This is a genomic window from Sorangium sp. So ce204 (genome assembly GCF_051526795.1).
Lineage (GTDB): Bacteria > Myxococcota_A > Polyangia > Polyangiales > Polyangiaceae > Sorangium > Sorangium cellulosum_B.
Map to the genome: position 1 here is coordinate 1,328,955 of NZ_CP150317.1, position 21,158 is coordinate 1,350,112.

The window sequence follows — 21,158 nt, forward strand, 5'->3', positions numbered from 1 at the left end:
TCAGTTTCCGAGCTTTGTAATAAAGAATGAATATTCGCCTGTGCGCTGTGGGCCGGTTCCGATGTCGATGGTTGTTGCGGTTGAGCTGCCCGTGTTGATGGCTCGTCCTGATATGATGTTTTCGCCTCTGAGATCTGTTTCTGCGATCGTCGACGTTATTGCGTGGCTTGATGCGGTCGGAAACCACCGTTTCCAGAGCGTCTTCCCTTCGGGGTTCAGCTTGATGGCCAGCGCAGAGGGAAAGTCTCGTACGGTCAATATCTCGTTGTTGTCGATGCGTAAGCTGTAACTCGCATTGCCGAAGAGCGTGACATTGTTGAGCGGATCGACGCTGATGCTTGACATCGTGATCTGTCCGAGGAGCCCCCGGCTCCATCTGTGAATCCCTGAGATGTCGAACTGCGCCGCGAACGTCATCTGATTCCGGTTCCACTCTGGAAGCTCGCCGCCTCCAAAGTCGACAGGATGCTCGTAAGTTCCTGTTATCGAGCTGTTGCCGAGCGCGTCGATGCTCAGAGAAGATGGGCGAGCGTTGGTGAAGCTGCGTAACCAGGTAGGCTTTCCGGTGTTGTCGATATTGACGAGGTACATTCCACTGTCGATGGTTGACGAGAAGTTGCCAAATTCTATTCCTTGCGTGAAATTCCCTGTGATGATGGCACCTTTGCTTGAGTGGACGGCAAAGTCATTTACGCTTTCGTCTCCTGGACCTCCGAATTGTCGTGACCAGCCGCCATCTGCTGCGCTCCAGGAGCCAGTGCTCCCGTCGATCCGCGCGATGTAGATGTCGTATGTGTCCGTGGGGTACGTGCTGAAGGTAACGTCGTCGAACTGGATGGTCCCAGCGAAGCCTCCAGCGAGGAACACGTCGCCGTCCGGGGTGCAATTTACCTTCGGAATCCCTGCAAGAAGGCTGGGTTCGCTCGCCGGAGCTCCGTGAACGCCTCGGCTCCATAGATGGACGCCATCGGCGTCGAACTTCGCGACGAATATGCCGGGGCCGATGTCGCGGTCGCCAAGGTTGATGGTCCCGCTGTTGATTCCGGCGAGGATGATGCTGCCCGATCCATCGACGCATGTAGAGGTTGATGATTGATTCATTGGGTCACCAAATTGACGGCTCCAGCGGTGATTCCCGGTGCTGTCGAATGAGGCGATGAATGCGTCGAGGTTGGATTCTTCGATTCGGTTTGCGCTGATGAGTGGCTCGGTCCCGAATTGTACGGTGTCTTTGAATTCTCCTGCTGAAAAAATGTTGTTATCTTTGTTGATGGATATCGATGTGATGCGTGTTGCGTTGTTGGTTGCGTGGACTACTCTGGACCAGATCGTGCAGTCGAATCCGTCGCAGTTCTCATCTTCGGTAGAGGCGCAGCTCTCTTGCTGCGGCAGCACCTCGTCTTGGCAGGTTCCCGACATCTCACCGCTGCTGTCGCATGTCCGCATGCCGGATCTACAGAGCCCGACGTCCTTGGTGCCGGGCGGGCCGCTGTAGCATCGCTCCGATATGGCAGGAGAGCATGTGTCCGTACCGCCGCTGTCGCCTGAAGTCTGGTCTCCTGAAGTCTGGTCTCCTGAAAGAGATGCGTCTTCGAAGTCGTCAAGTCCGAGGATCCGTCCGCATCCAGAACCGGCAAAGAGGAGCGCCAGAACTCCGGCACGTGCCATTTCAACGCGTAATGTCATGTGCGTGTGTCTCCGATGACCTAACGTATTCTCCCGAATCCCGGAATGCTTCTTCGCCGGACATGGTGAAAGGTGCGCGCGGCCCTTCTCACGTCTCCCTCACGTCCCCCTCACCACCCGCTGCATCGCCAGCGTCAGCGGGAATCCCAGCATGGCCAGCGCCGCCGCGCCGCCGGCGCCCGGCGCGCCGCTCCTCGCGATGAGCACCGCGTCCAGCAGCGATATCCCTGCGATGAGCGTCACCACGGCGCGCGGGATGCGATCCTTTCGCGTCCCCCGCAGCAACCTCACCGCGTGGATCACGCAGCCAGCGAGCGCCCCGTACGCGATCGTCCCCATCATCCCCGTGAGCGGCGCGCCGAGCGTCGCCAGGAACGGGACCGCCATGAAGCCGAGCGCCCACAGGCTGCGCACCGCCAGCAGGTTCTCCTGCTTCGCGATCGCGGTCAGCCCGATCAAATAGAACAGCAGCGCCACCCCCCCGGCGAGCACCGCGCTCCCGAGCTGTCCCCCCGCCGCGAGCGCGGCCGTCACATAGACCAGCACGCGGCACGCCCCCATCAGCGCCGGGCTCAGCGGGTTCCCCTTGTGCCAGGCATCGTAAAGCACGATCGCGCCGGCGAGCAGCGCGCTCGCCAGGGCGGGCGCCATTCCCCGGTTCGCCACATAGGCGTGGCCGCCCACCATCAACACCCCCGCCCCGAGCAGGCCGTAGCCGACCGCAAACACCTCGCGGGCGCTCACCAGCCCGGACGGGATCGGCCGCTCGGGCCGCTCGCGCGCGTCGATCTCCCGGTCGAACGCGTCGTTCAGGAACATGCCGCCCACGTACATCAGCGACACCGCGAACCCCACCAGCGCCACTTCTGACGCTCGTGGCGCAGACCCCGACAGGGCCATGCCACAGAGCACGTTCGTCCACACCGTGGGCAGGTTCGAGACGCGGCCAAGCCGCAGGTACACCCGTGCGCGCGAGCTCATCGCTCTGCCCCCGCTCGGCGGTCCGCTCGGCCACCGGAGCTCGCGCCGACGCCTCTGCCCTCGCCGACGCCGGCGCCCACGCTTCCGTTATCCACCATCCGCTCCTCCACCCAGCGGAGCTCCCTTGCCACCGCCTCGACCAGCCCGCCTCGGCGCTGGTCGTCCGGCAGTACATCCCAGGTGTAGGTCTCTACCTCGAGGTGCTGCGTCGCCGGCGAGTCTCGCAGGTGCGACAGCAGCGCCGCCAGCTCCGGCTGCGTCGTCGCGAGCGCGCCCGCGAGCTCCCGGAAGATCGGCACATGGAAGTGGACTCGCCATTCCTCCGGCTCCGCCCCGGGCGGCGATGCGGTCCCGCGGTCGAGCGCTGCCAGCGCCTCGGGCAGATCCAGGTAGCGGACGAGCTCGCCCCCGCCTGGGCCCCCACGCCGCTCGACCACCTGGTGCAGGTAGACGACGTCCTCCGCATACGCGCGCAGCCTCGCCATCGTCGCCGGATCGCGCTCCGCCACGCGGGCGCGCAGCCCGGCGCTGAGCTGCACCTTGTGCAAGCCGATGCCCGCAGCGCGGAGCGCCGCGAGCGACGCGGGGGCGTCCTCGAACTCCACCGCCATGTGGCACGCGTCGAAGCAGAGGCCGAGGTGGCTCCGGAGCGCCTCCTCGGCGTCCGGCAGGCTCATCCCGGCCAGCGCCGACAGCTCGCGCGCACGCTCCGGCGCGAACACGTGATCGGTGAAGAAGCCGATCGCCTCGGGCGTCGTCTCGAGGAAGCAGCACGGCTCCGGCTCGAGGGCCAGCGCGATGTGCTTGCCCGTGCGGCGGCGGATCTCGACGAGGTGCGCCGCGTGCTCGACCAGCCGCCGCGCCATCGCCGTCGCGTCGCCCGGCGTGCGCACCCGCGGCCTGAACGCGCCGGGCACCGTGCTGACGCTGCCCATCAGGCCCTCGTCCGCCGGCAGCAGCTCGGCCAGGAGCGTCGCCAGGAGATCGCTGTACGCGAGCCGCTCCTCGTCGAGCCAGTCGGGCAGGTACACGCGCTCCTTCACCGGCGCGCCGTGGAACCGGCCGTACGGGAAGCCGTTCAGCGTGAACACGTAGAGGCCGTTCCGCTCGAGAAAATCGCGGAACGCGTCGAGCTCCGCCGGCTCGGCGAGCTCCGCCGCCGCCCTCGCCGAGAGCCGCAGCCCCACCCCGCACCGGCGGCGCGCGCTCGGCCCGAGGCCCTCCGCCCCGGTGCCGCCTCCTCCGCTTTCGCCGCCTCCTTCGCGCAGCGCCCCTTCCTCCCCGCCGGCCGCGCGCGACCAGATCGCGAGCAGGTGCGTCTCGAGGCTCTGCTTCACCTCCGCCCACGTCTCGCCCGCGTGGATGTTCGTGCAGTACGTGAGGTGCGGCGCGCCCGCGCACGCGAGCCTCATGATTGCGCCGCTCCCGTGGCCACGCCCGCCGCTGCCGTGGCCGCGCCCGCCGCTGCCGTGGCCGCGCCCGCCGCTGCCGTGGCCGCGCCCGCCGCTGCCGTGGCCGCACCCGCCGCTGCCGTGGCCGCGCCCGCCGCTCCCGTCGCGCCGCTCGCCGCGAGCGCGTCCCGCCTCCCGGCGCGCTCGCGCAGCCGCGCGATCGCCGCGACGATGTGCCGCTCCTCCATCGCGTGCACCTCGCGGGCGCGCCCCACGTCCTCGAGCAACGTCACCGTGAGCTCCCCGCCGAGGTGCTCGCGGAACTCGTCCAGCCCATCGAGCACGCAGAGCCGCTCGCCCCGCTCCCCCCTCTCGCACGTGCGCGTCATCGTGAGCGCGTCGTCCCACAGCGTGAAGCCGAGCGCCTCGAGCGCCGCGACCACCGCGGCCGCCGTCGCCTGGCTGCACATGCCCGCCAGCTCGGCGTACAGCGTGTCGATCGCGATCCCGATCGCGACCGCCTCGCCGTGGCGGAGCCTGTGCTTCGTGAGCGACTCCAGCTTGTGCGCGGCCCAGTGCCCGAAGTCGAGCGGCCGCGCGCTCCCGTGCTCGAACGGGTCGCCCGCGCTCGCGATGTGCTGGAGGTGGATCTCCGCCGAGCGGCGCACGAGCTGCGCGAGCGGCGCGAGCGACCCCGACGCGAGCGCGGGCGCGTGCTCGGACAGCCACGAGAACAGCCGCGCGTCCCGGATCAGCGCGACCTTCACCGCCTCCGCCATCCCCGCCACCTTGTCGCGCAAGGGCAGCGTCTCCAGGAAGCGCGGATCGATGAGCACCGCGAACGGCGGGGCGAACGTGCCGAGCAGGTTCTTCTTCCCGAACGCGTTGACGCCGTTCTTCACGCCGACCCCGGAATCGGCCTGCGCGAGCACCGTGGTCGGGATCCGCACGACCCGGACGCCTCGGTGCACCGTCGCCGCCGCGTAGCCGACCATGTCGAGCACCGCGCCGCCTCCGACGATCATCACGAACGACTGCCGATCCATCCCCAGCGCGTCGAGCCTCGCCTGCAGCGCCGCCGTCGCCGCGCCGTCGTTCTTCGCCGCCTCGCCGCCGGGCACCAGGATCGGCTCGGCCGCGAGCGTGAGCAGGTCCGGTCGCGCGCCCACGTACCGCGCGATGTCGTCCGCCAGAGACGGCCACGCCGCCGCGACGCCGCCGTCGATCACCGGCAGCACGCGGTGACGCCGGCGCGGCTCCTTCGCGGCGATGGCGGCCGCCAGGTCGGCGTTGCTCGGCGAAAAGACGCCCTCCGTGAAGTAGACGGGGTACTCGAAGGGGACCGCGATCCGTTGCAGATGAAGCAGCATCAAAGCCGACTTTCGAGAGAGGTCATCGGCCCGTCAAGTTGGTTCCTCGCGAGGATCCCGCGTCTTGCCGCGGCACGAAAACTTCCCCTTGGCGGCGGACGGCCTTCCTGCAATGCTGGCGCCGCTCGGTGAATCGCGCCGCCTTACGGCCGAGTTCACCTCGTTCCCCGTGATCGCCCCGTGATCGCCGCGCGATCGCAACCCCGTACCGCCTGACATCCTCCTCAATGCAGACGCCCATGGAAGGCACAGCCCGTCCCACGAAACGGTCCTTCATGCGAGGAGTGCTTCTGACGGCAGCGGCAGGGCTCGCCCTCGCCGCGTTCTCCGCCGGGTGCGCGCCCACGTACGTCTACAATCCCGCGAACTACGCGAAGGAGTACGACCCGCGTAAGCACGAATACACGATCGGGGTGGGGGACCAGATCCGGATCAACGTCTGGCGCATGGCCGACCTGTCGAGCGAGGCGCTCGTCCGGGCCGATGGCGTCATCACGATGCCGCTCATCGGCGACGTCTACGTGGCCGGCAGGACCCCGACCCAGGTGCGCGAGGAGCTGAAGAAGCGGCTCTCCGAGTTCGTGAAGGACGAGACGGCCGTGATCACCGTCGCCGTGACCGGGATCAACAGCTACCGGTTCGTGGTCAGCGGCAACGTCGCGCGCGCCGGCATCTTCGCCTCCAACTACTTCGTCTCCGTCTCCGAGGCGCTCGCGCTCGCCGGCGGTCCCAACCAGTTCGCCTCGACGGATCAGATCCTGCTCATCCGCATGGATAGCCCGGGCAAATTCCGGCACATCCCCATCAACTACGACGAAATCGCCTCGCGCAAGCGGCCCGAGCAGGACCTCGTGCTCAAGGCCGGCGATACCGTCTTCGTGCCCTGATCGTGGCCGGCTCCTCCGCGCTTGCCCGGAAGGCCGTCCTCGGCGCGGTCTGGACGATCGCGACCGGGCTCGGCTCGCGCGTGCTCGGCCTGATAGGCACCCTCGTGCTCACCCGGTTCATCGCGCCGGATGTGTACGGCGAGGTCTCGGCAGCGTCCGTCGTGATCATGACGGCGCACTTCATGTCGAGCCTCGGGACCGGCCAGTTCATCGCGTCGAGGCCCCACCTCGACCGCCAGATGGTCTTCAACGCGACCGTCTACTTCCACGTGGCGGGCCTCGTCGCCATCGCCGCCGTGTACCTCTTCCGGGAGCCGATCGCGGTGCACCTCGTCGGCGCGCCCGGGATGCTCGAGTTCATGCCGGGGCTCATCGTCGCGATGATCATCGATCGGATCTGGTACGTCCCCGATCGCCTGCTCATCCGCGAGATGCGCTTTCGCAGCGTCAGCCTCCGGAACGCCGCCGGCGAGCTCACCTACACCGCGGCGTCCGTCTCCCTCGCCGTGCTCGGCTGGGGGGGAAACGCCATCGTCGTGGCGACGCTCCTGCGCGCCGTCGTGCGCGTGGTGACCACGGTCCCGGCGGTGAAGCTCGCCGAGTGGCTGACGCCGAGCCCGCTGTCGCGCGAGAAGGCGCGCGAGCTGTTCGCCTTCGGCATCCCGCTCAACTTCGGGTCGCTGGCGAACTTCGGGGCTTCCAAGTGGGACAACCTCGTCATGATCCGCCTGTTCGGGGAGCAAGTCGGCGGGCTCTACAACCTCGCGTGGAACCTCGCCGACATCCCGGCCTCCCAGGTCGGTGAGCGCATCGGCGACGTGCTCGTCCCGTCGTTCGCGAAGCTCGAGCCGGAGCAGCGCAAGGCGGCCCTCGTCCGCGCGCTCACGCTGCTCGCGCTCATCATCTTCCCGCTCGCCGTGGGCCTCGGCGCGGTCGCCCCGACCATCCTGAACGACACGTTCTTCAACGAGGCATGGGAGCCGGCCGGCCCGCTCCTCGCCGTGCTGTCCGCGCTCGGCGTCACGCGCCCGATCGGCTGGGTCCTGTCCTCGTACATGCAGGTCTACGGCCGGACGCGGACGATCATGGTCCTGGAGTGGCTCAAGGTGGCCGCGATCGTCGGCAGCATCGCGCTGCTCGGAACGATCGGCGGCGTGCTCTGGGCCTGCGCCGGCGTCGGCGTCGCGTTCGGGGTTCACGCCCTGGCGAGCCTCTGGGTGGTCAAGCGCGCCGATGGCGTCCCGTACATGCGGCTCCTGCGCCCGCTGGTCCGCCCGCTCGTCGCGTGCATGCCGATGGTCGCCGCGGTGCTCGCCGTTCGCTACGGGATGCGGTCGCTCCACGACCTGCCCCGCGGGTGCCGCCTTGGCGCAGAGGTGGTGGTCGGCGGGCTCGCCTTCGTCGCTTCCGCGCTGGTCATCGCGCGGCAGGCATCACGGGACTTCCTCCAGCTCGCCCGCGAAGCGATCCGCCGCCGTCGATAAGGCGTTTCCTGAAGGTCACGGACCCAGCGTGACGAGCGCAACGAGCGCAACGAACGCAACAGGCGCAACGAGCGTGCGAACCGCAACGAGGAGCACCTTTCCCCTCCGAGCGTTGGGGCCCCACGCGACACTCGAGCGAAATTGGGGGGCCTGTGGTAGCGTCGGGCCCCTCTCTTCGAAACTGGGTCGGGATCCGCATGGCGGCTCCCGTCCACCACTGGAGATAAAAGGAAATGGCAGAGACGCATCCCCCTGCGGTCGAGAGCTTCCTGGCCAAGATCAACTCCCGCGAAGCCCAGGTGGGCATCATCGGCATGGGTTATGTCGGCCTGCCGCTGGCGCTCACGTTCATCGAGAAGGGCTTCCGCGTGCTGGGCTTCGACGTGGACCCGGCGAAGGTCACCGCGCTCAGCGAGGGGAAGGGCTACATCAAGCACCTCGATCCCGCGCGCATCGCGGCGGCAGCCAAGACGGGCCTATTGGAGGCGACGACGGACTTCTCGCGGCTCGGTGAGCCCGACGCCATCCTGATCTGCGTCCCGACCCCGCTGACGGCCCAGCGGGAGCCCGACATGAGCTACGTCGTCGGCTCCGCCCAGAAGATCAAGGAGCAGCTGCGGAAGGGGCAGCTCATCGTCCTCGAGTCCACCACGTATCCCGGCACGACCGATGAGCTCGTCAAGGGCATCCTCGAGCAATCGGGCCTGCGCATGGGGCAGGATTTCTACCTCGCCTTCTCGCCCGAGCGCGAGGACCCGGGCAACCGCGATCACAGCACCGCGACCATCCCGAAGGTCGTCGGCGGCGTCGATCGCGCGTCGCTGGTCCTGTCGCAGGCGCTCTACTCGCAGGCGATCGCGCGCGTCGTGGCCGTCTCCTCGGCGCGCGCGGCCGAGGCGGCGAAGCTGACCGAGAACATCTTCCGGGCCATCAACATCGCCCTCGTGAACGAGCTCAAGGTCGTCTACGACGCCATGGGCATCGACGTCTGGGAGGTGCTCGACGCCGCGTCGACCAAGCCGTTCGGCTTCATGCGGTTCAACCCCGGCCCGGGCTGGGGCGGCCACTGCATCCCGCTCGACCCGTTCTACCTCGCGTGGAAGGCGCGCGAGTACGGCGTGTCGACCAAGTTCATCGAGCTCGCCGGCGAGGTGAACGTCGAGATGCCGCACTACGTCGTCAACAAGCTCCAGCTCGCGCTGAACGAGCGCGGCAAGGCGCTGAAGGGCACGAAGGTCCTGCTGCTCGGCGTCGCCTACAAGAAGGACATCGACGACCCGCGCGAGAGCCCCGCGTTCGAGATCATCGAGCTCCTGCGCAAGCTCGGGGCCGTGCTGAGCTTCCACGACCCGCACGTGCCCAAGCTGCCGCGCATGCGCACCTGGCCGCACCTGCCGGAGCTCTCGTCCGTCCCCCTCAACGAGGACACGCTCAAGAGCCACGACGCGGTCATGATCGTCACCGACCACTCCGTCGTCGATTACGATCTGGTGCTGAACAACGCCGCCCTGATCGTCGACGCCCGTGGCGTCTACCGCGCGGCGAACCCCAAGGTGGTCAAGGCCTGACGGAGGGCGAGGGTGCCCCGAGCGGCGCGGACAGGCGTCGCACGCCAGCGCGGCGGTCCTGGTGACCAGGCATCCAGCGGGGCGGCGTCCTTGCCGCGTCGCCGCGGGCCCCGCGGCGTGTCGCTCAATTCCCGCGCTGTGGGCGGCGCGCCGCGGGCATCGCCGTGGCGCCCACGCCGCGGCGCGGGCGCCACGGCGGAGCTCCTGGGTGACTCCTCGGCAACCGCGAGGGGCTCCGCGTGTCCTCGCGACCTCGTAGCCGCGTCACCTTGTATCCGCGTATCCTCGTCACCACGTATCCTCGTGACCCTGTAACCCCGTAACGACGTAACCCGGTAACCCGGTAACCCGGTGACCGATGCAGCTCTTGCCGAGCTCGCGAAATCGCGAGCATCCCCTTGATGTCAGGGCGCCGGTTCGGTACCCATCAAAGACGGTCCATGTCCACGCCGCCGCCCATGGTCGGGCCAGGTCGAACGATGTCGCCTGCAGATGACAGCCTGGGCCCTGCGCCGTCGAGCTCGGATTGGAAGGGCCACCTGGAGATCCGGCTCGGCGATCTCCCGGGGACGCGACGGCCGCTGACGGAGTCCCACATCGTCATCGGCAGGGCGCCGGGCGTTCAGCTCACGCTCGACCACTACACGGTCTCCCGGCGCCACGCGGAGCTCTTCTGCGATCCGTTCGGCCGGTGGTGGATCCGCGACCTCGGCAGCACCAACGGAACGCTCGTCAACGACGAGCGGATCAACGAGAAGGTGCTGAAGCCGGGCGATCGCATCGGGATCGGCGACTACATCCTCGAGTTCCAGCTCACGGCGCGGGCCCCTCGCGTGCCGATCGACCCGGGCGGCCTCCATTTCGAGGAGGACAAACCGACCGCGATCCGCAAGCTCGGCGAGCTCGACCCGCCGCGGATCGCGGCGAAGCACCTGTTCACCCTGATGGACCTGTCGCGGCGGCTCCTCAGCATCGAGGACGCGACGGATCGGTTCGACGCGCTCTGCCAGCTGATGGTCCGCGAGGACTTCCACGGCAGCATGGCGCTCGCGCTGCGGCTCCGGCAGAACGGCGCGCTGACGATCCTGTCCGGGCCGCACCGCCCGTTCCAGTCGCTCCGGCGCGAGGACTCCGTCGCCCCGCCGTACATCTCGCGCCGCGTGCTCGCGGCGGTGCAGGACACGCGCGAGCCGGTGCTCGCCGGCAACCTGGTGAGCGACAGCGCCACGGTCGAGCTCACGATGTCGCGCGACGTCATGGCCCTCTGGGTCGTGGCCTGTCCGCTGCGCGTCGAGGAGCAGATGATGAACCTGCTCTACGTGACCCTGCCGCCCGACTTCGGCAGCGTCGAGTGGCTCGGGCTCATCGCGCTCGCGGCGGAGGTCTATCAGCAGGCCGAGTCGGCCTGGGAGGCGCGGCGCCACGCGCAGGCGCACGCGGCCATCGAGCGCGAGCTCGAGATGGCGCACCAGATCCAGCGGACCTTCGTCCCGAAGCGGCTGGAGTTCAAGGCGCTGGACGTGGCGCTCGGCTTCGAGCCGTGCCGGTGGGTCGGGGGCGACTACGTGGACATCGTCCCGATGCCGGACGGCCGCATCATGCTCGCCGTGGCGGACGTCTGCGGCAAGGGGCTCCAGGCCGCGCTCATCGGCTCGAGCGTCCACACGATGGTGCGCGCGACGGTCGACGCCGGCCGCGGGATCACGGGCATGATGGACCGGCTGAACGCCTACCTCTGCGAGTACCTGCCGGAGCACTCGTTCGTCACGATGGTGGCCGTCGCCCTCGACCCCGCGACCGGCCGCATGGAGTGCGTCAACGCAGGGCACCCGCCGGCGCTCGTGGCGACCGCGGAGGGCGGCCTGCGGCACCTCCAGGCGGCCGTCAACCCGGCGCTCGGGGTCGGCCTGGTGCCGATGGAGGCGCACCAGAGCGTGCTCGCGCCGGGCGAGGTGCTCGCGATGTACACCGACGGGCTCACCGAGCTGCGCAACTCGTCGAAGCAGATGCTCGGCCTGCACGCGCTCGGCACGGGCTTCGCCAAGCTCTGCGCCACCAGCGCTGGCCGCCCGGTCGCGTCGATCGCCGACAAGCTCACGCACATGCTCGAGGAGTTCCGCGGCGACCAGCTGCCCGAGGACGACAGGGCCTTCCTCCTCGCGCGGCGCACCTGAGCGCGCCCCAGGCGGCGGCCTCCGTGCGGAGCACCTGAGCGCGCCGAGGGCGGAGCTCCGGCCGCCGCTGGGCAGCGCGCCCCGTCGCGCTCAGCGAGCGGCGTCGCCCGCGCCAGCAGCCGACGCGGGCGCCTCGCCCTCCAGCGGCTCGCTCGGCGTCTCCTGGCGGCGCGGCGTGCCGGAAGGGCCTGCCGAGCCGAAGGGCTGGGTCATCAAGATGCGCGAGCCCGGGGCCATCTGCCGCGGGAACGCGCCCGACACGGACAGGAGGAGCGTGTTCCGGACGACGCGCGTGTCCGGGAGCTTCTCCGTCCTCCCCTCGATCTCCACCGTCCTCCCCTCGGTGCGCTGATTCGCGTGCTGGTACCGGAGCGCGAGCGCGAAGTCGGGGATGACGATGACGGGGCTCCAGAGCAGCCCGACGTCGGTGAGCACCGCGAGCGTCGTCGGCCCCGTGTCGAGATCCCCCTCCGCGTTCGGCTCGAGAGGTTGAGCGAGCTGCGCGCCGGCCGAGCCCTCGACCGACAGGTGCCAGGCGGGGCGGACGGGCACGGCGGCGCGGAGCGTCAGCATGTGGGAGAGCTGGATCTGCTGCAGGAAGACGTTCGGCGTGGCCGAATAGGCGTACGCGAGCTCGGCCGCCTCGCCCCGCTCGTGCGTGTAGCGCAGCGCCGCGAGCCCGGCGGGACGCGCGAGCGACCCGGCGCCGTCCTTCAGGTCCGTCGCCACGACACCGCCGACGTCGAGCTGGCTCGAGAAGCGGCGCCCGAGGTCGTGCTGCCAGCTCGCCACGAGCGTGCTGACGAGCTGGTCGCGCGACGTGTACGTGCCTTCGGTGACCTCCACGTTGTCGAAATGGGTGTAGCCGACCGAGAGCGCGAGGGCCGCGACGTCGTGACGGAAGGCGCGCTGCGCCGTCAGCGTGTTCGTCGCGCTGTACGTGCGCTGCGGCCGATCCTCGAGCGGGTTGTAGACGGCGAACGTCGCCGCCTGCCCGAGCGACCAGACCGGCGAGGGCTGGAACGAGAACCCCTCGTTGAACGACCCCTGCACGAAGTTCGTCGTCCCGCCCGCGTTGCCCTGGAGCGTCGTGGTCCCCGGCGTCTGCTCGAGCTGGAACGTGTTGAGCTGGCCCTGTGACCCGGACGCCCCGAGCGTCAGCGAGGTCCTCGGCGACGTGACGAAGCGGCCGGTCCACGCGGCCACGTTCGAGTACGAGCTCGCCTCCGTGTGCCGGAAGAAGAGGCTCGTCGAGAACGTGTAGGACAGCGTCTGCGCGGTCCGCGGTGTCGTGTAGGTGAAGATCAGGCCGGGGCTCACGGTCGCGAGGCCGTCGGCCTCGGGACCGGCCGAGGGCTCTGCCTCGGCCTCGGCCGCGGAGGTCACGTTGTCGGTGACGCCGATCGACCCGGTGAAGACGCCGTGGAGGGTTGCGTCCTGCGCCCGGGCGGCGTGGTGGGTGAGGATCGCGCAGCCGAAGGCCGCGACCGCAATACCTCGTCCGGTGCGCATGAGGGCTGCAAGGTAACAATGGAGCCGGCGCTCGGCTATGCCTCCCCGACCTTTCGGCGCAAGGAGGCGAGCGCCGCGCGCCGGCCGTTCAGGCGTCGAGCAGGACGACACCGAGGATGGGCGCCGGCCGGAGCTGCTCGATGGCCTGGCGGATCGCCTTGCGGGTCGACTTCTTGACCAGCGAGGTCAGGACCACGCCGTCCACGGAGTCGCCGATGACGTTCAGGTCCATGCTGCCGAGCACCGGCGGCGTGTCGATGATGATGTACGCGTAGCCCGCGCGCTTGAGGCTCTCGATCGCGGTCGAGAACGCCACCCCGTCGAAGATCGGCGGCCGCTCCGTGCGCGGATCGACGGCCAGGATGTGGACGGGCGTCTGGAGGGCGAGCCTCGCGTCGGGCGACCTGCCGCCCATCGGCGCGGCGTTCCTGTCCGACGACGACTCGCTGCCGTCGTCGCCGGGCGTCACGGCGGGCGCCGCCTGATCGACGACGACCCAGGGCGCGAACCGGTCGTTGACGTGGCGCTGGAGCTGCTCCGTGAAGCAGCTCGGGGGCTCGAACCGCAGCGCCTTCGCGATGCCGGGCTTGCGGATGTTCGCCTCGACGAGGAGGATCTTCCCGCGGACGGTCTCGCGGAGGGCGAGCGCGAGGTTGATGGCGCACGACGTCTTGCCCTCGCCGGGCCCCGCGCTCGTCACGGCGATGGTGATCCCCGCGCCCGTCGGCAGCTTGCGCCGGAGCGTCCGGTACGCGTCGGCCTGGGGCGAGTAGGGCGCGCGGAGCATCACGATGTTCGGATCCACGGCGTCCGGCATCGGCACGGGGCGCACGGTGAGCTCGCCCGGGCCGCGCGGCGACTCCTCCGGGAGCAACCCGGCGTTCTCCGGTGAGGTGGGCAGGGAGCGCAGCTGCTCGATGTGCAGCGACGGCGGCTCCTCGAACGTCGGATCCAGCGACTGCAGCTTCGCGTCCACGGCCTGGTGCGCCGGGGTCGACACCACGCGGTTGAAGATCAGGGAGGGCGGCGAGTTGAACGTGCTGGTGAGCGAGCGCTCGATCGGCCGCTCGGGCGGCGGCTGCTGATACGGCGGCGGCTGCTGATACGGCGGCGGCTGCTGCTGATGCGGCTGCGGCACCTCGCGCACCGTCACCTCGCGCGTCGCGGGCGGCACCACGCGATCGAAGACGAGCGAAGGAGGCGAGGGGAACGCGCCGCCGAACGATCGATCGAGGGACGGCGCTCCCCCGGGGGGCGCCGACGCGTCCCGGACCCCCACGTCGCGCGATGGCGAGGCGATGACCCGCTCGATCGGCACCGGCAGCGCCGGCGAGCTGCCCGGCCTCCCGCCGCTCGACACGAGCCCAGGGCTGCTCAGCGTCGCGCTCAGATCGACGACACGCGCGATCGCGGGGGATGAGCCTTGCCGCTCGGGGCCGGGCGGCAGCGCCGGCGAGGGCATGCCGAGCACCGTCGCGGTGCCCGGATGCCCGCGGTGCTCGCCGTGGTCCGCCGCGGGACCCCCGAGGAAGAGCGCCGTCGCCGGCGACGGCCCCCTGAGCGGCTGCTGCGCGCCGGGGTGAACGCCCGGCGCCTGCGCGGCGCCGAGGCGCAGCCCCATCGCCTGCGGGTGCTGCGGCAAGGGGGGCAGATCTTGCCGGATGGTCGGCGAGTCGAACGCGGCGCTCGGGTCGTCCTGGCTGGAGCTCGGGCGCTCCGCCGAGACCACGTCCTCCGCGTCGTTCGCGAGGCGCAAGACGCGGGCGATCATCTCCTCGCGCACGTCCGGATCGGGCGCGATCGAGCGCCAGTTGCCGACCACGTTGCGGAGCCGGCGCGCCTCGATGACGAGGGCGCGGACCCGCGCGGTCTGCTCCGCGCGACTCAGGAAGTCGCAGACCTGATCGAGCGCGCGCTCGAGGGAAGCGACCGGCGGGGGCTTTCCCGGCTCAGCTCCGCCTGTCTCAGCCACGGCGCCCTCGGGGCGCGCGCGCGGCGGGCGGCACGACGACGAGCACCGGAGCGAGCGCCATTCGATCGATATCTTCCATGTCGTAAACCCGATCGTCGAACACGATGCCACGCGCCGCGGCGGCCGCGATGCCGGCCGCAACGGACAGGAACAGCCCGCCGATGGCGATGATCATCCGCGACGGGCTCGACGGCGCGCTCGGCCGGTACGCCGGGTCGAGCACCTCGATCTGCGCCGAGTAGCCGCCCTGCTCCGAGCTCGCGGCGATCTCCGCGCGGAACGACTTGCCCTCGAGGTCGGAGAGGCGCTGCTGCGCGCGCGCCTTCTCGCGGCTGAGCCGCGACCAGTCGGTCTCGGTGTTGATGATCTGCTTCGCCGCCTCGCTCGCGTCGGCCGCGTTGCCCTTCTTCGCGCCCCTGCGCGCCGCGATCTCCCGCTCGAGAGCGGCGAGCTGGGCCTTGATCTTCGCCTTCTCGGCCTCGTCGGTCGCGGGGACCTCCACCACCGGCTCCGGCGGCAGGATGAGCGCCTGCTCGGCGCGCCGCAGCGCCGCCTCGGCGTTGGTCACGCGGGCCACCGCCGCCCGGACGTCGGGGTGCTGCTCGGTGAATCGGGACTGCTTGTCGGCCAGATCCCGCCGCGCGGTGGCGAGCTCTTGCTCGGCCTGATCCCGCTGCCGGGTGAGCGCGGGGGAGGGCACCCCGGCGGCGCTCGCCGCCGGCTGCTCCGGCTTGCCGGTGAGCCGGCTGCGCAGGCGGGGCACCTGCCGCTCGAGCGCCTCGAGGGTCGGGTCGGTCCCGGTGGCGCGCCGCTCCCGCTCGCGGATGGCGGCGCCGCCCTGCGCGCCGCCGGGCGAGTTCTGCTCGGCGGCGAACTCGGGGTGCTCGGCCAGGAACGCCGCGAGCTCGGTCTCGGCCTTCTCGACGTCCTGCTCGGCGCGCTTCAGCTCGGCGTCGAGGAACTCGTTCGTCAGCTTCGCCTGCGATCTGCGCATGCGGGTCGTCTCCTCGACGAGGATGTCCGCGAGCCGCTGCGTCACCTCCTGCGCCTGCTCGCGCGTCGCTCCTTCGGCCGAGATCGCGAAGGTGTCCTGCGAGCGGGCCTTGAAGGTGATCTTGGCGCGGAGCCGATCGACCGCGTCGACCATGCCCCGCTTCTCGAGGACCTCGGGGAAGAGGTTGAACTCCGTCACGACCTTCTCGAGGTTGGAGCGCGCGAGCAGCGTCTCCTTGAGCCGCGCGGAGAGGGTGCGGAGCGGGTCGGGCCCGTCGGGCCCGAGGTACGTCGCCTTGACGCCCTCGCGGTAGAAGATCACGGTCTCGGAGCGGTACGCGGGCTTCCTCGACTGCACGACGAGCACCGTGAACCCGAGCCCCGCGATCGCCACCAGCACCGCCACGTACCAGTGCGCCAGCGTCCGGTTGATCATCGCGCTGACGCTGGGCGGCTGCGGACCTGCTGCAGGCCGCGCCGCCGCGTCGGCGGGGATCGCCCCGAGCGCCTCCTGGGGCGGGGTAGGCCCGGAGAGCTGCTGGTTCATCTTCTTGTCCATGGTCCCCGCTCCTGGAAGGTTGCCTTGCTCCGCCCGGTCCGGAGAACGCGCACCCCGGTCTGGCAGGCTGGTTGCCTATGGTAGACGTGCGCCGCGCGAGCGCCAGCTTGTTGCACTCGGCGTTGCCCGCCGCGCAACCCCACGCCTAACACGGCCCCAGTACGCGCAGCACGCGGAACCAGCGCCGCGGCGACGGAGGGCACCGTCCGGGCGACTCCAGCCGCTCAGCGCCGTCCGCGCGGCACCTGCCGCGCGGCGCTGCCGCCGCAGCCGTTGTCGACGGGTGGGCCGGGGGCCGGGGTGGCGGCGCGCGCGCCGCCACCGAGCGTCACGTGGGGAACACCCGATCGAGGCGCAGCAGGCGGAAGATCGCGCGCGGCTGATCCCTCAGCCCGACGATGCGCACCTGGCCGCCGTTGGCCCGTACCCGCTTGAACAGCGAGACGATGACGCCGACGCCCGAGCTGTCGATCAGCCGGAGGGACGAGAGCTCGAGCGTGATGTTCTGCCGGTTCTCGGCCACCAGCTCGTCCACCAATGTCCTGAACTCCGGTGCGGTCACTGCGTCGAGGGTCCCCTCGAACTGCACGACCGTCTCACTGCCGTTATCGGTCCGCGTATAGCTCATTGGATTTTGATTCCCCCTGCGGCGCGGGTCGCGCCCGAACGGGAGACGCTCCGCATTCGAAAACTGCTCGTCCGATGCCCTGTCGCCCCGGCGAAATCGGGGTCGGAATGCTCTTGTTCGCTGCTGCCCTCACCCCCGTCGCCGGCAATACACGAGCTGCCCTCCCTCCGTTTCACGAGACGGAGGACATTCGGACTGCCGGGACAGTAATCGACCTCATCCATGAACGACTTGATGATGAAGAGCCCCATCCCGGACTCGGGGAGGTCGTCGATGGGAGGGTTGTCGATGGCCGCGGGATCGAAGCTGCAGCCCGTGTCCATCAAGCGGATGATAATGCCGTCCGCGTCGGATTCGATCTCGATATCGACGTCGCCCGGCGGGCCAGCGCGGTATCCGTGAATCGCGATGTTGTTGAACGCCTCGCCGAACGCCGAGACGGTCTGGTCCTCGAAATCCTCCTGGGTGAGGCCGGGCGACCCGCCCTCGACCCTCCCCGGCGCGGCCATCTTGCATGCGGCCGCCACCACGCGGAGGGCGAGGTGGCGATAGGTCAACGAACCTGGTACGCGGAGTCGGATCACGCCCAAACCTCCATCCGAGCTTGTACCCTACCACGTTCTCGACTATGGGAGCCACAAGGTAAACAGTGACACCTGGCGTTCGTGTAGCGAAACGTGCGATCGACATCGCGGGCTCGCTCGTGGGTCTCACGCTGACCCTCCCGCTCTACCCTCTCATCGGCGCGGCCATCTACCTCGAGTCGCCCGGGCCGATCTTCTACATGCAGCGCCGTGCCGGGATGCTCATCGGCACGGAGGTGCGGGACGGCGTGGCCTACCCGCGCTTCGTCGAATTCCACATGCGCAAGTTTCGTTCCATGCGCGTGGATGCCGAGAAATTGACGGGGGCCGTGCTCGCCCAGCAGGACGATCCGCGCATCACCCGGGTCGGCCGCTTCCTGCGCAAGACGCGCCTCGATGAGATCCCGCAGTTCTGGAGCGTGCTCATGGGCGACATGAGCATCGTGGGGCCGCGCCCCGAGCGCCCCGAGCTGCTGGTCAACCTCGCGCTCGCCATTCCCTTCTTCGAGGAGCGGATGCGCGACATCAAGCCGGGCATCACGGGGCTCGCGCAGGTGTCGCTCGGGTACACCGGACGCGCCCCGGCGGAGAGCGAGGTCGCCGCGTTCGAGGCGACGCTGACGAACCCGTTCGGCCTCGAGGAGGCGGAGGGGGCCGAGGCCGACGACATGCGGATGAAGCTGCTCTTCGATCTCGCGTACGCCGCGTCGCTCGAGAAGCTCTCGACGTTCCTGCAGATGGAGCTCTCGATCATCGTGAAGACGCCGCTCGTGATGGTCCTCGGCCTCGGGCGCTGAGCGGGCGCCGCGCCTCCGGACCCCGGCGCTGTCTCCGCTGAACCGGGGGCGCTCCCCGCGGCGCTGCTAGGCCCTCTTGCTGAGCACGACGATCACGAGCACCAGGGCGAGATCGGCCAGGATGAGCCGGTAGACGTCGCGCTTCTCGAGCCGGATCGAGAAGTTCGGATCGACGCTCCTGATGGCGGAATACAGCGCCCCCGCCAGGCCGAAGTAGATCCAGAGCACGTAGTGGTAGGTGAACGAGAGAAAGAAGATCCCGACCATCATCCCGCAGAACCCGGCCATGATCGCCATGGACCAGGCGCGGATCGCCGCGAACTGGGCGCCGTGCTCGTACCGCTTGAGCGCGACAAGCGAGATCTTGAGGGTGAGGTAGATCATCGCCGTCCACGCGAACATCCCGAGCGGACCGAGCTCCGAGAGCGCGAGGAGGTACGCGTTGTGCGCGGTGAGCCAGTGGTGCTCCGTGAACTGGCGGAAGCCCGCGCCCATCAGCGGGAACATCCGGTAGATGTTCAGGCCCTCGCCCAGGATCTCCGTGCGCTCGTTCGCCGACTCATCCGCCTCGCCGCCGCCGCGGCCGCCGAGCATCATGAGCGGCGCCGCGCAGATCGCGCCGAAGATCGCGCCGCGGATGCCGTACTTCTTGACGAAGTAGACGCCCAGCACCGTCGCGAAGACGAGCTGGCCGCCCCGGGACTGCGTGAGGATGATCGCGGTCGCGATCAGGAGGAGCGAGCCGAAGACCATGAGCGCGCGCGTGAAGGAGCGCTTCTGCTCGAACATCGCGAAGCTGAACGGCAGCACGATGCCCGCCGTGAGCGCGAGCTCGTTCGGATCCTGGAGCACGCCGCGCCAGCGCACGCGGCCGTTGATCGTCGTCGTCTTGAAGAGGCCGACGCGCTCGCACAGGTACTCGACCTCGGGATCGGCGCCCGGCCCCTCGCGGCAGTCCACGCGTCTCTCGCAGGACCGGCCGTCGGGGATGCCGGCCTCGCCGCGCGAGCCTCCGATGGTCTGCGTCATCGCCAGGCACTGCCACGAGGAGAACCCCTGGTGGATCGCGACGCCCGCCACGAAGAGGCCCATGATGAGCACCGTGGCGGCGAGCTTCTGGAACCCCTTGAAGCCGTCGGGGCTGTGCCCGATCAGGAAGAAGAGGACGAACGTCACGCTGATCGAGACGAAGCCCTCGGAGAACTCGCCAGGGTTCCGGAAGCCCAGCGTGAGCACGCACCAGGAGTAAACGACGATGGCCCACCGGAGCTGCGGGGTCGCCTTCAGCCTGACCTTGCCCATGGCGAGATCGAGGCCCATGCCCATGAAGGCGAGGGCGAGCCAGAGGTACAAAAACGGCAGGCTCTCGAAGCGCTCGTCCCACTCCTGAGGCCTGCCGTAGATGAAGACGATGAGAAGGATGACCCCGGGGAGCGCGAGCATGTCGAGGGTCCTCGGCGGAGACGCCGTTCGGGTGGTGGGGGACGTTCCGGAGGATCGCGGCTCGCGTCAAGCGACTTGCGCTCGCTCCCTCCGGCGTGGTTTCCGGGCCCTCGACGCTACGTGCTGAGGCCCACGCGGCGCACGGCCTGGTTCAAAAACGGGACGAACTCATCCGCGGCCCTCGCGTTGCCCGCGCTCGAGGGGTGGTGGTCGGTGTTCCCCTCCGAGCCGTGCAGGGAGAAGTTGGACTCGCCCTTGTTCGTGAGCACGTCGTAGTAGTCGAAGACGACGACGTTCTTCTCCGGATAGCCGCTGAGCCAGCCGTCGGGCGACTTGACCCAGTTGTTGAACGAGCGGGCGAGATCCGCCTGGCGCTGCGCGATCTCGGCGTCGGAGGGCTTCCCGAGGAGCCGCTTCGCGGTCCACTTCCAGGCGGGCTCCTTCGAGCGTTTGAGGATGTTGGCGGGGGCGGTGACGTAGACGAACAGCGTGTCCTTCCGCTTCGCGAGGTCGGGCAGGATGGACGTCAGCGTGGCCTTCGCGTTCCAGACGGTCAGGTCCGGGCCGGCCGGGTTGCCAGGGGCGGAGCCCTCGCCGACGAAGCGGTTGTTGGGATAACAGGACTTGAAGACGACGATCCGGTTCACCACGCCGTCCGGGTGCATCTGGTCGTTCAGCGCGACCCGGAGCACCTTGTCCATCTTGTCGCGGAACTTGGGCGCCCAGTCGAAGAGGTCGGTGTTCTCGCCGATCTCGCTGCCGTAGGAGGCCTCGTGGACGCGGTAGCCCTGCTCCGTGAGCTTCTTCTTGAGCCCGCCTCCGTTCGGGTGCGCCTCGTACACGCACGACGCCTTCTCCTTCTCGGCGCCCGTCTCCGTGAGGAGCTGGCCGCCGCACGAGTGATGGATGAACAGGAGATCCAGCGGGGTATCGGGCCGGGTGCTCGCGAAGCCGGACAGATCGAGCGAGCCGGCCTTCGCGATGGGGCCGGTCGCGGCCGGCGCCGTGCCCTCGATGGGGATGAACAGGGCGCCCAGCGCGACGAGGAATGCGCCGGCAGAGACGAGTCGCTTCTTGCTCATGGCATCTCCGTACAGGACGTGGGCAAGGAGAATGGATTATTGCAGCG

16 protein-coding genes are annotated in these 21,158 nt (G+C 69.4%); 5 read left to right on the forward strand and 11 right to left on the reverse strand.

Annotated features, from left to right (window positions below; genetic code table 11):
- The 4 genes from WMF22_RS04865 to WMF22_RS04880 form a co-directional block, all read right to left on the reverse strand.
- Window positions 1–1,686, reverse strand: a complete 1,686-nt coding sequence (locus tag WMF22_RS04865; RefSeq protein ID WP_438035000.1) for a hypothetical protein — start codon at window positions 1,684–1,686, stop codon at window positions 1–3.
- Between the two features lie 99 nt (window positions 1,687–1,785).
- Window positions 1,786–2,667 carry a UbiA family prenyltransferase gene (locus WMF22_RS04870; RefSeq protein ID WP_438035001.1) on the reverse strand — a complete coding sequence of 294 codons (882 nt, stop codon included), beginning with the start codon at window positions 2,665–2,667 and terminating at the stop codon, window positions 1,786–1,788.
- The gene (gene eboE / locus WMF22_RS04875; RefSeq protein ID WP_438035002.1) at window positions 2,664–4,079 is read right to left on the reverse strand and encodes a metabolite traffic protein EboE; all 1,416 of its coding nucleotides are present in this window, start codon (window positions 4,077–4,079) and stop codon (window positions 2,664–2,666) included. The genes WMF22_RS04870 and eboE overlap by 4 nt, the downstream gene beginning before the upstream one ends.
- The gene (locus WMF22_RS04880; protein WP_438035003.1) at window positions 4,076–5,431 is read right to left on the reverse strand and encodes a 3-dehydroquinate synthase; all 1,356 of its coding nucleotides are present in this window, start codon (window positions 5,429–5,431) and stop codon (window positions 4,076–4,078) included. The genes eboE and WMF22_RS04880 overlap by 4 nt, the downstream gene beginning before the upstream one ends.
- A 272-nt stretch (window positions 5,432–5,703) precedes the next feature.
- Between WMF22_RS04880 and WMF22_RS04885 the strand changes: the two genes are divergently transcribed.
- From WMF22_RS04885 to WMF22_RS04900, 4 genes are all read left to right on the forward strand, one after another.
- The gene (locus tag WMF22_RS04885; protein ID WP_012233507.1) at window positions 5,704–6,315 is read left to right on the forward strand and encodes a polysaccharide biosynthesis/export family protein; all 612 of its coding nucleotides are present in this window, start codon (window positions 5,704–5,706) and stop codon (window positions 6,313–6,315) included.
- A gap of 2 nt (window positions 6,316–6,317) precedes the next feature.
- The gene (locus WMF22_RS04890; RefSeq protein ID WP_438035004.1) at window positions 6,318–7,799 is read left to right on the forward strand and encodes an oligosaccharide flippase family protein; all 1,482 of its coding nucleotides are present in this window, start codon (window positions 6,318–6,320) and stop codon (window positions 7,797–7,799) included.
- A 233-nt stretch (window positions 7,800–8,032) separates the two neighbouring features.
- Entirely contained in the window at window positions 8,033–9,367 is a 1,335-nt protein-coding gene (locus WMF22_RS04895) for a nucleotide sugar dehydrogenase (RefSeq protein ID WP_437297943.1), read from the forward strand.
- Between the two features lie 479 nt (window positions 9,368–9,846).
- A complete protein-coding gene (locus tag WMF22_RS04900; RefSeq protein ID WP_437549743.1) occupies window positions 9,847–11,541 on the forward strand; it encodes a SpoIIE family protein phosphatase in 1,695 nt (564 codons plus the stop codon).
- 90 nt (window positions 11,542–11,631) lie between these two features.
- Here the strand turns inward: WMF22_RS04900 and WMF22_RS04905 are convergent, their stop codons facing one another.
- From WMF22_RS04905 to WMF22_RS04925, 5 genes are all read right to left on the reverse strand, one after another.
- The gene (locus WMF22_RS04905; RefSeq protein ID WP_438035005.1) at window positions 11,632–13,053 is read right to left on the reverse strand and encodes a hypothetical protein; all 1,422 of its coding nucleotides are present in this window, start codon (window positions 13,051–13,053) and stop codon (window positions 11,632–11,634) included.
- A gap of 88 nt (window positions 13,054–13,141) precedes the next feature.
- Window positions 13,142–15,025, reverse strand: coding sequence for a hypothetical protein (locus WMF22_RS04910; protein ID WP_437297945.1), 1,884 nt, complete (start codon window positions 15,023–15,025; stop codon window positions 13,142–13,144).
- On the reverse strand, window positions 15,018–16,577 hold the full coding sequence (locus WMF22_RS04915; RefSeq protein WP_437297946.1) for a GumC family protein: 1,560 nt from the start codon (window positions 16,575–16,577) through the stop codon (window positions 15,018–15,020). Before WMF22_RS04915 ends, WMF22_RS04910 begins: the two co-directional genes overlap by 8 nt.
- A gap of 328 nt (window positions 16,578–16,905) precedes the next feature.
- Window positions 16,906–17,205 carry an STAS domain-containing protein gene (locus WMF22_RS04920; protein WP_012233514.1) on the reverse strand — a complete coding sequence of 100 codons (300 nt, stop codon included), beginning with the start codon at window positions 17,203–17,205 and terminating at the stop codon, window positions 16,906–16,908.
- Entirely contained in the window at window positions 17,202–17,762 is a 561-nt protein-coding gene (locus WMF22_RS04925) for an ATP-binding protein (RefSeq protein ID WP_437297947.1), read from the reverse strand. Before WMF22_RS04925 ends, WMF22_RS04920 begins: the two co-directional genes overlap by 4 nt.
- Window positions 17,763–17,854: 92 nt before the next feature.
- On the opposite strand from WMF22_RS04925, the gene WMF22_RS04930 reads away from it, so the two are divergent.
- Window positions 17,855–18,586, forward strand: a complete 732-nt coding sequence (locus WMF22_RS04930) for a sugar transferase (RefSeq protein WP_012233516.1) — start codon at window positions 17,855–17,857, stop codon at window positions 18,584–18,586.
- A 66-nt stretch (window positions 18,587–18,652) separates the two neighbouring features.
- Here WMF22_RS04930 and WMF22_RS04935 read toward each other — a convergent pair whose 3' ends face one another.
- Both WMF22_RS04935 and WMF22_RS04940 read right to left on the reverse strand, forming a co-directional pair.
- On the reverse strand, window positions 18,653–20,029 hold the full coding sequence (locus tag WMF22_RS04935; protein WP_438035006.1) for an O-antigen ligase family protein: 1,377 nt from the start codon (window positions 20,027–20,029) through the stop codon (window positions 18,653–18,655).
- Window positions 20,030–20,145: 116 nt separating this feature from the next.
- Complete coding sequence (locus WMF22_RS04940) at window positions 20,146–21,111, reverse strand: hypothetical protein (RefSeq protein WP_437297949.1); 966 nt, start codon at window positions 21,109–21,111, stop codon at window positions 20,146–20,148.
- Window positions 21,112–21,158: the final 47 nt, after the last annotated feature.

What these genes read in the sequence shown, in the direction of transcription:
- WMF22_RS04900 (WP_437549743.1), top strand. Translation starts at nt 9,847, where the DNA reads ATGTCGCCTGCAGATGACAGCCTGGGCCCTGCGCCGTCGAGCTCGGAT.
- WMF22_RS04865 (WP_438035000.1), bottom strand. Translation starts at nt 1,686, where the DNA reads ATGACATTACGCGTTGAAATGGCACGTGCCGGAGTTCTGGCGCTCCTC.
- eboE (WP_438035002.1), bottom strand. Translation starts at nt 4,079, where the DNA reads ATGAGGCTCGCGTGCGCGGGCGCGCCGCACCTCACGTACTGCACGAAC.
- WMF22_RS04935 (WP_438035006.1), bottom strand. Translation starts at nt 20,029, where the DNA reads ATGCTCGCGCTCCCCGGGGTCATCCTTCTCATCGTCTTCATCTACGGC.
- WMF22_RS04940 (WP_437297949.1), bottom strand. Translation starts at nt 21,111, where the DNA reads ATGAGCAAGAAGCGACTCGTCTCTGCCGGCGCATTCCTCGTCGCGCTG.
- WMF22_RS04915 (WP_437297946.1), bottom strand. Translation starts at nt 16,577, where the DNA reads ATGGACAAGAAGATGAACCAGCAGCTCTCCGGGCCTACCCCGCCCCAG.
- WMF22_RS04885 (WP_012233507.1), top strand. Translation starts at nt 5,704, where the DNA reads ATGCGAGGAGTGCTTCTGACGGCAGCGGCAGGGCTCGCCCTCGCCGCG.
- WMF22_RS04895 (WP_437297943.1), top strand. Translation starts at nt 8,033, where the DNA reads ATGGCAGAGACGCATCCCCCTGCGGTCGAGAGCTTCCTGGCCAAGATC.
- WMF22_RS04870 (WP_438035001.1), bottom strand. Translation starts at nt 2,667, where the DNA reads ATGAGCTCGCGCGCACGGGTGTACCTGCGGCTTGGCCGCGTCTCGAAC.
- WMF22_RS04905 (WP_438035005.1), bottom strand. Translation starts at nt 13,053, where the DNA reads ATGCGCACCGGACGAGGTATTGCGGTCGCGGCCTTCGGCTGCGCGATC.
- WMF22_RS04920 (WP_012233514.1), bottom strand. Translation starts at nt 17,205, where the DNA reads ATGAGCTATACGCGGACCGATAACGGCAGTGAGACGGTCGTGCAGTTC.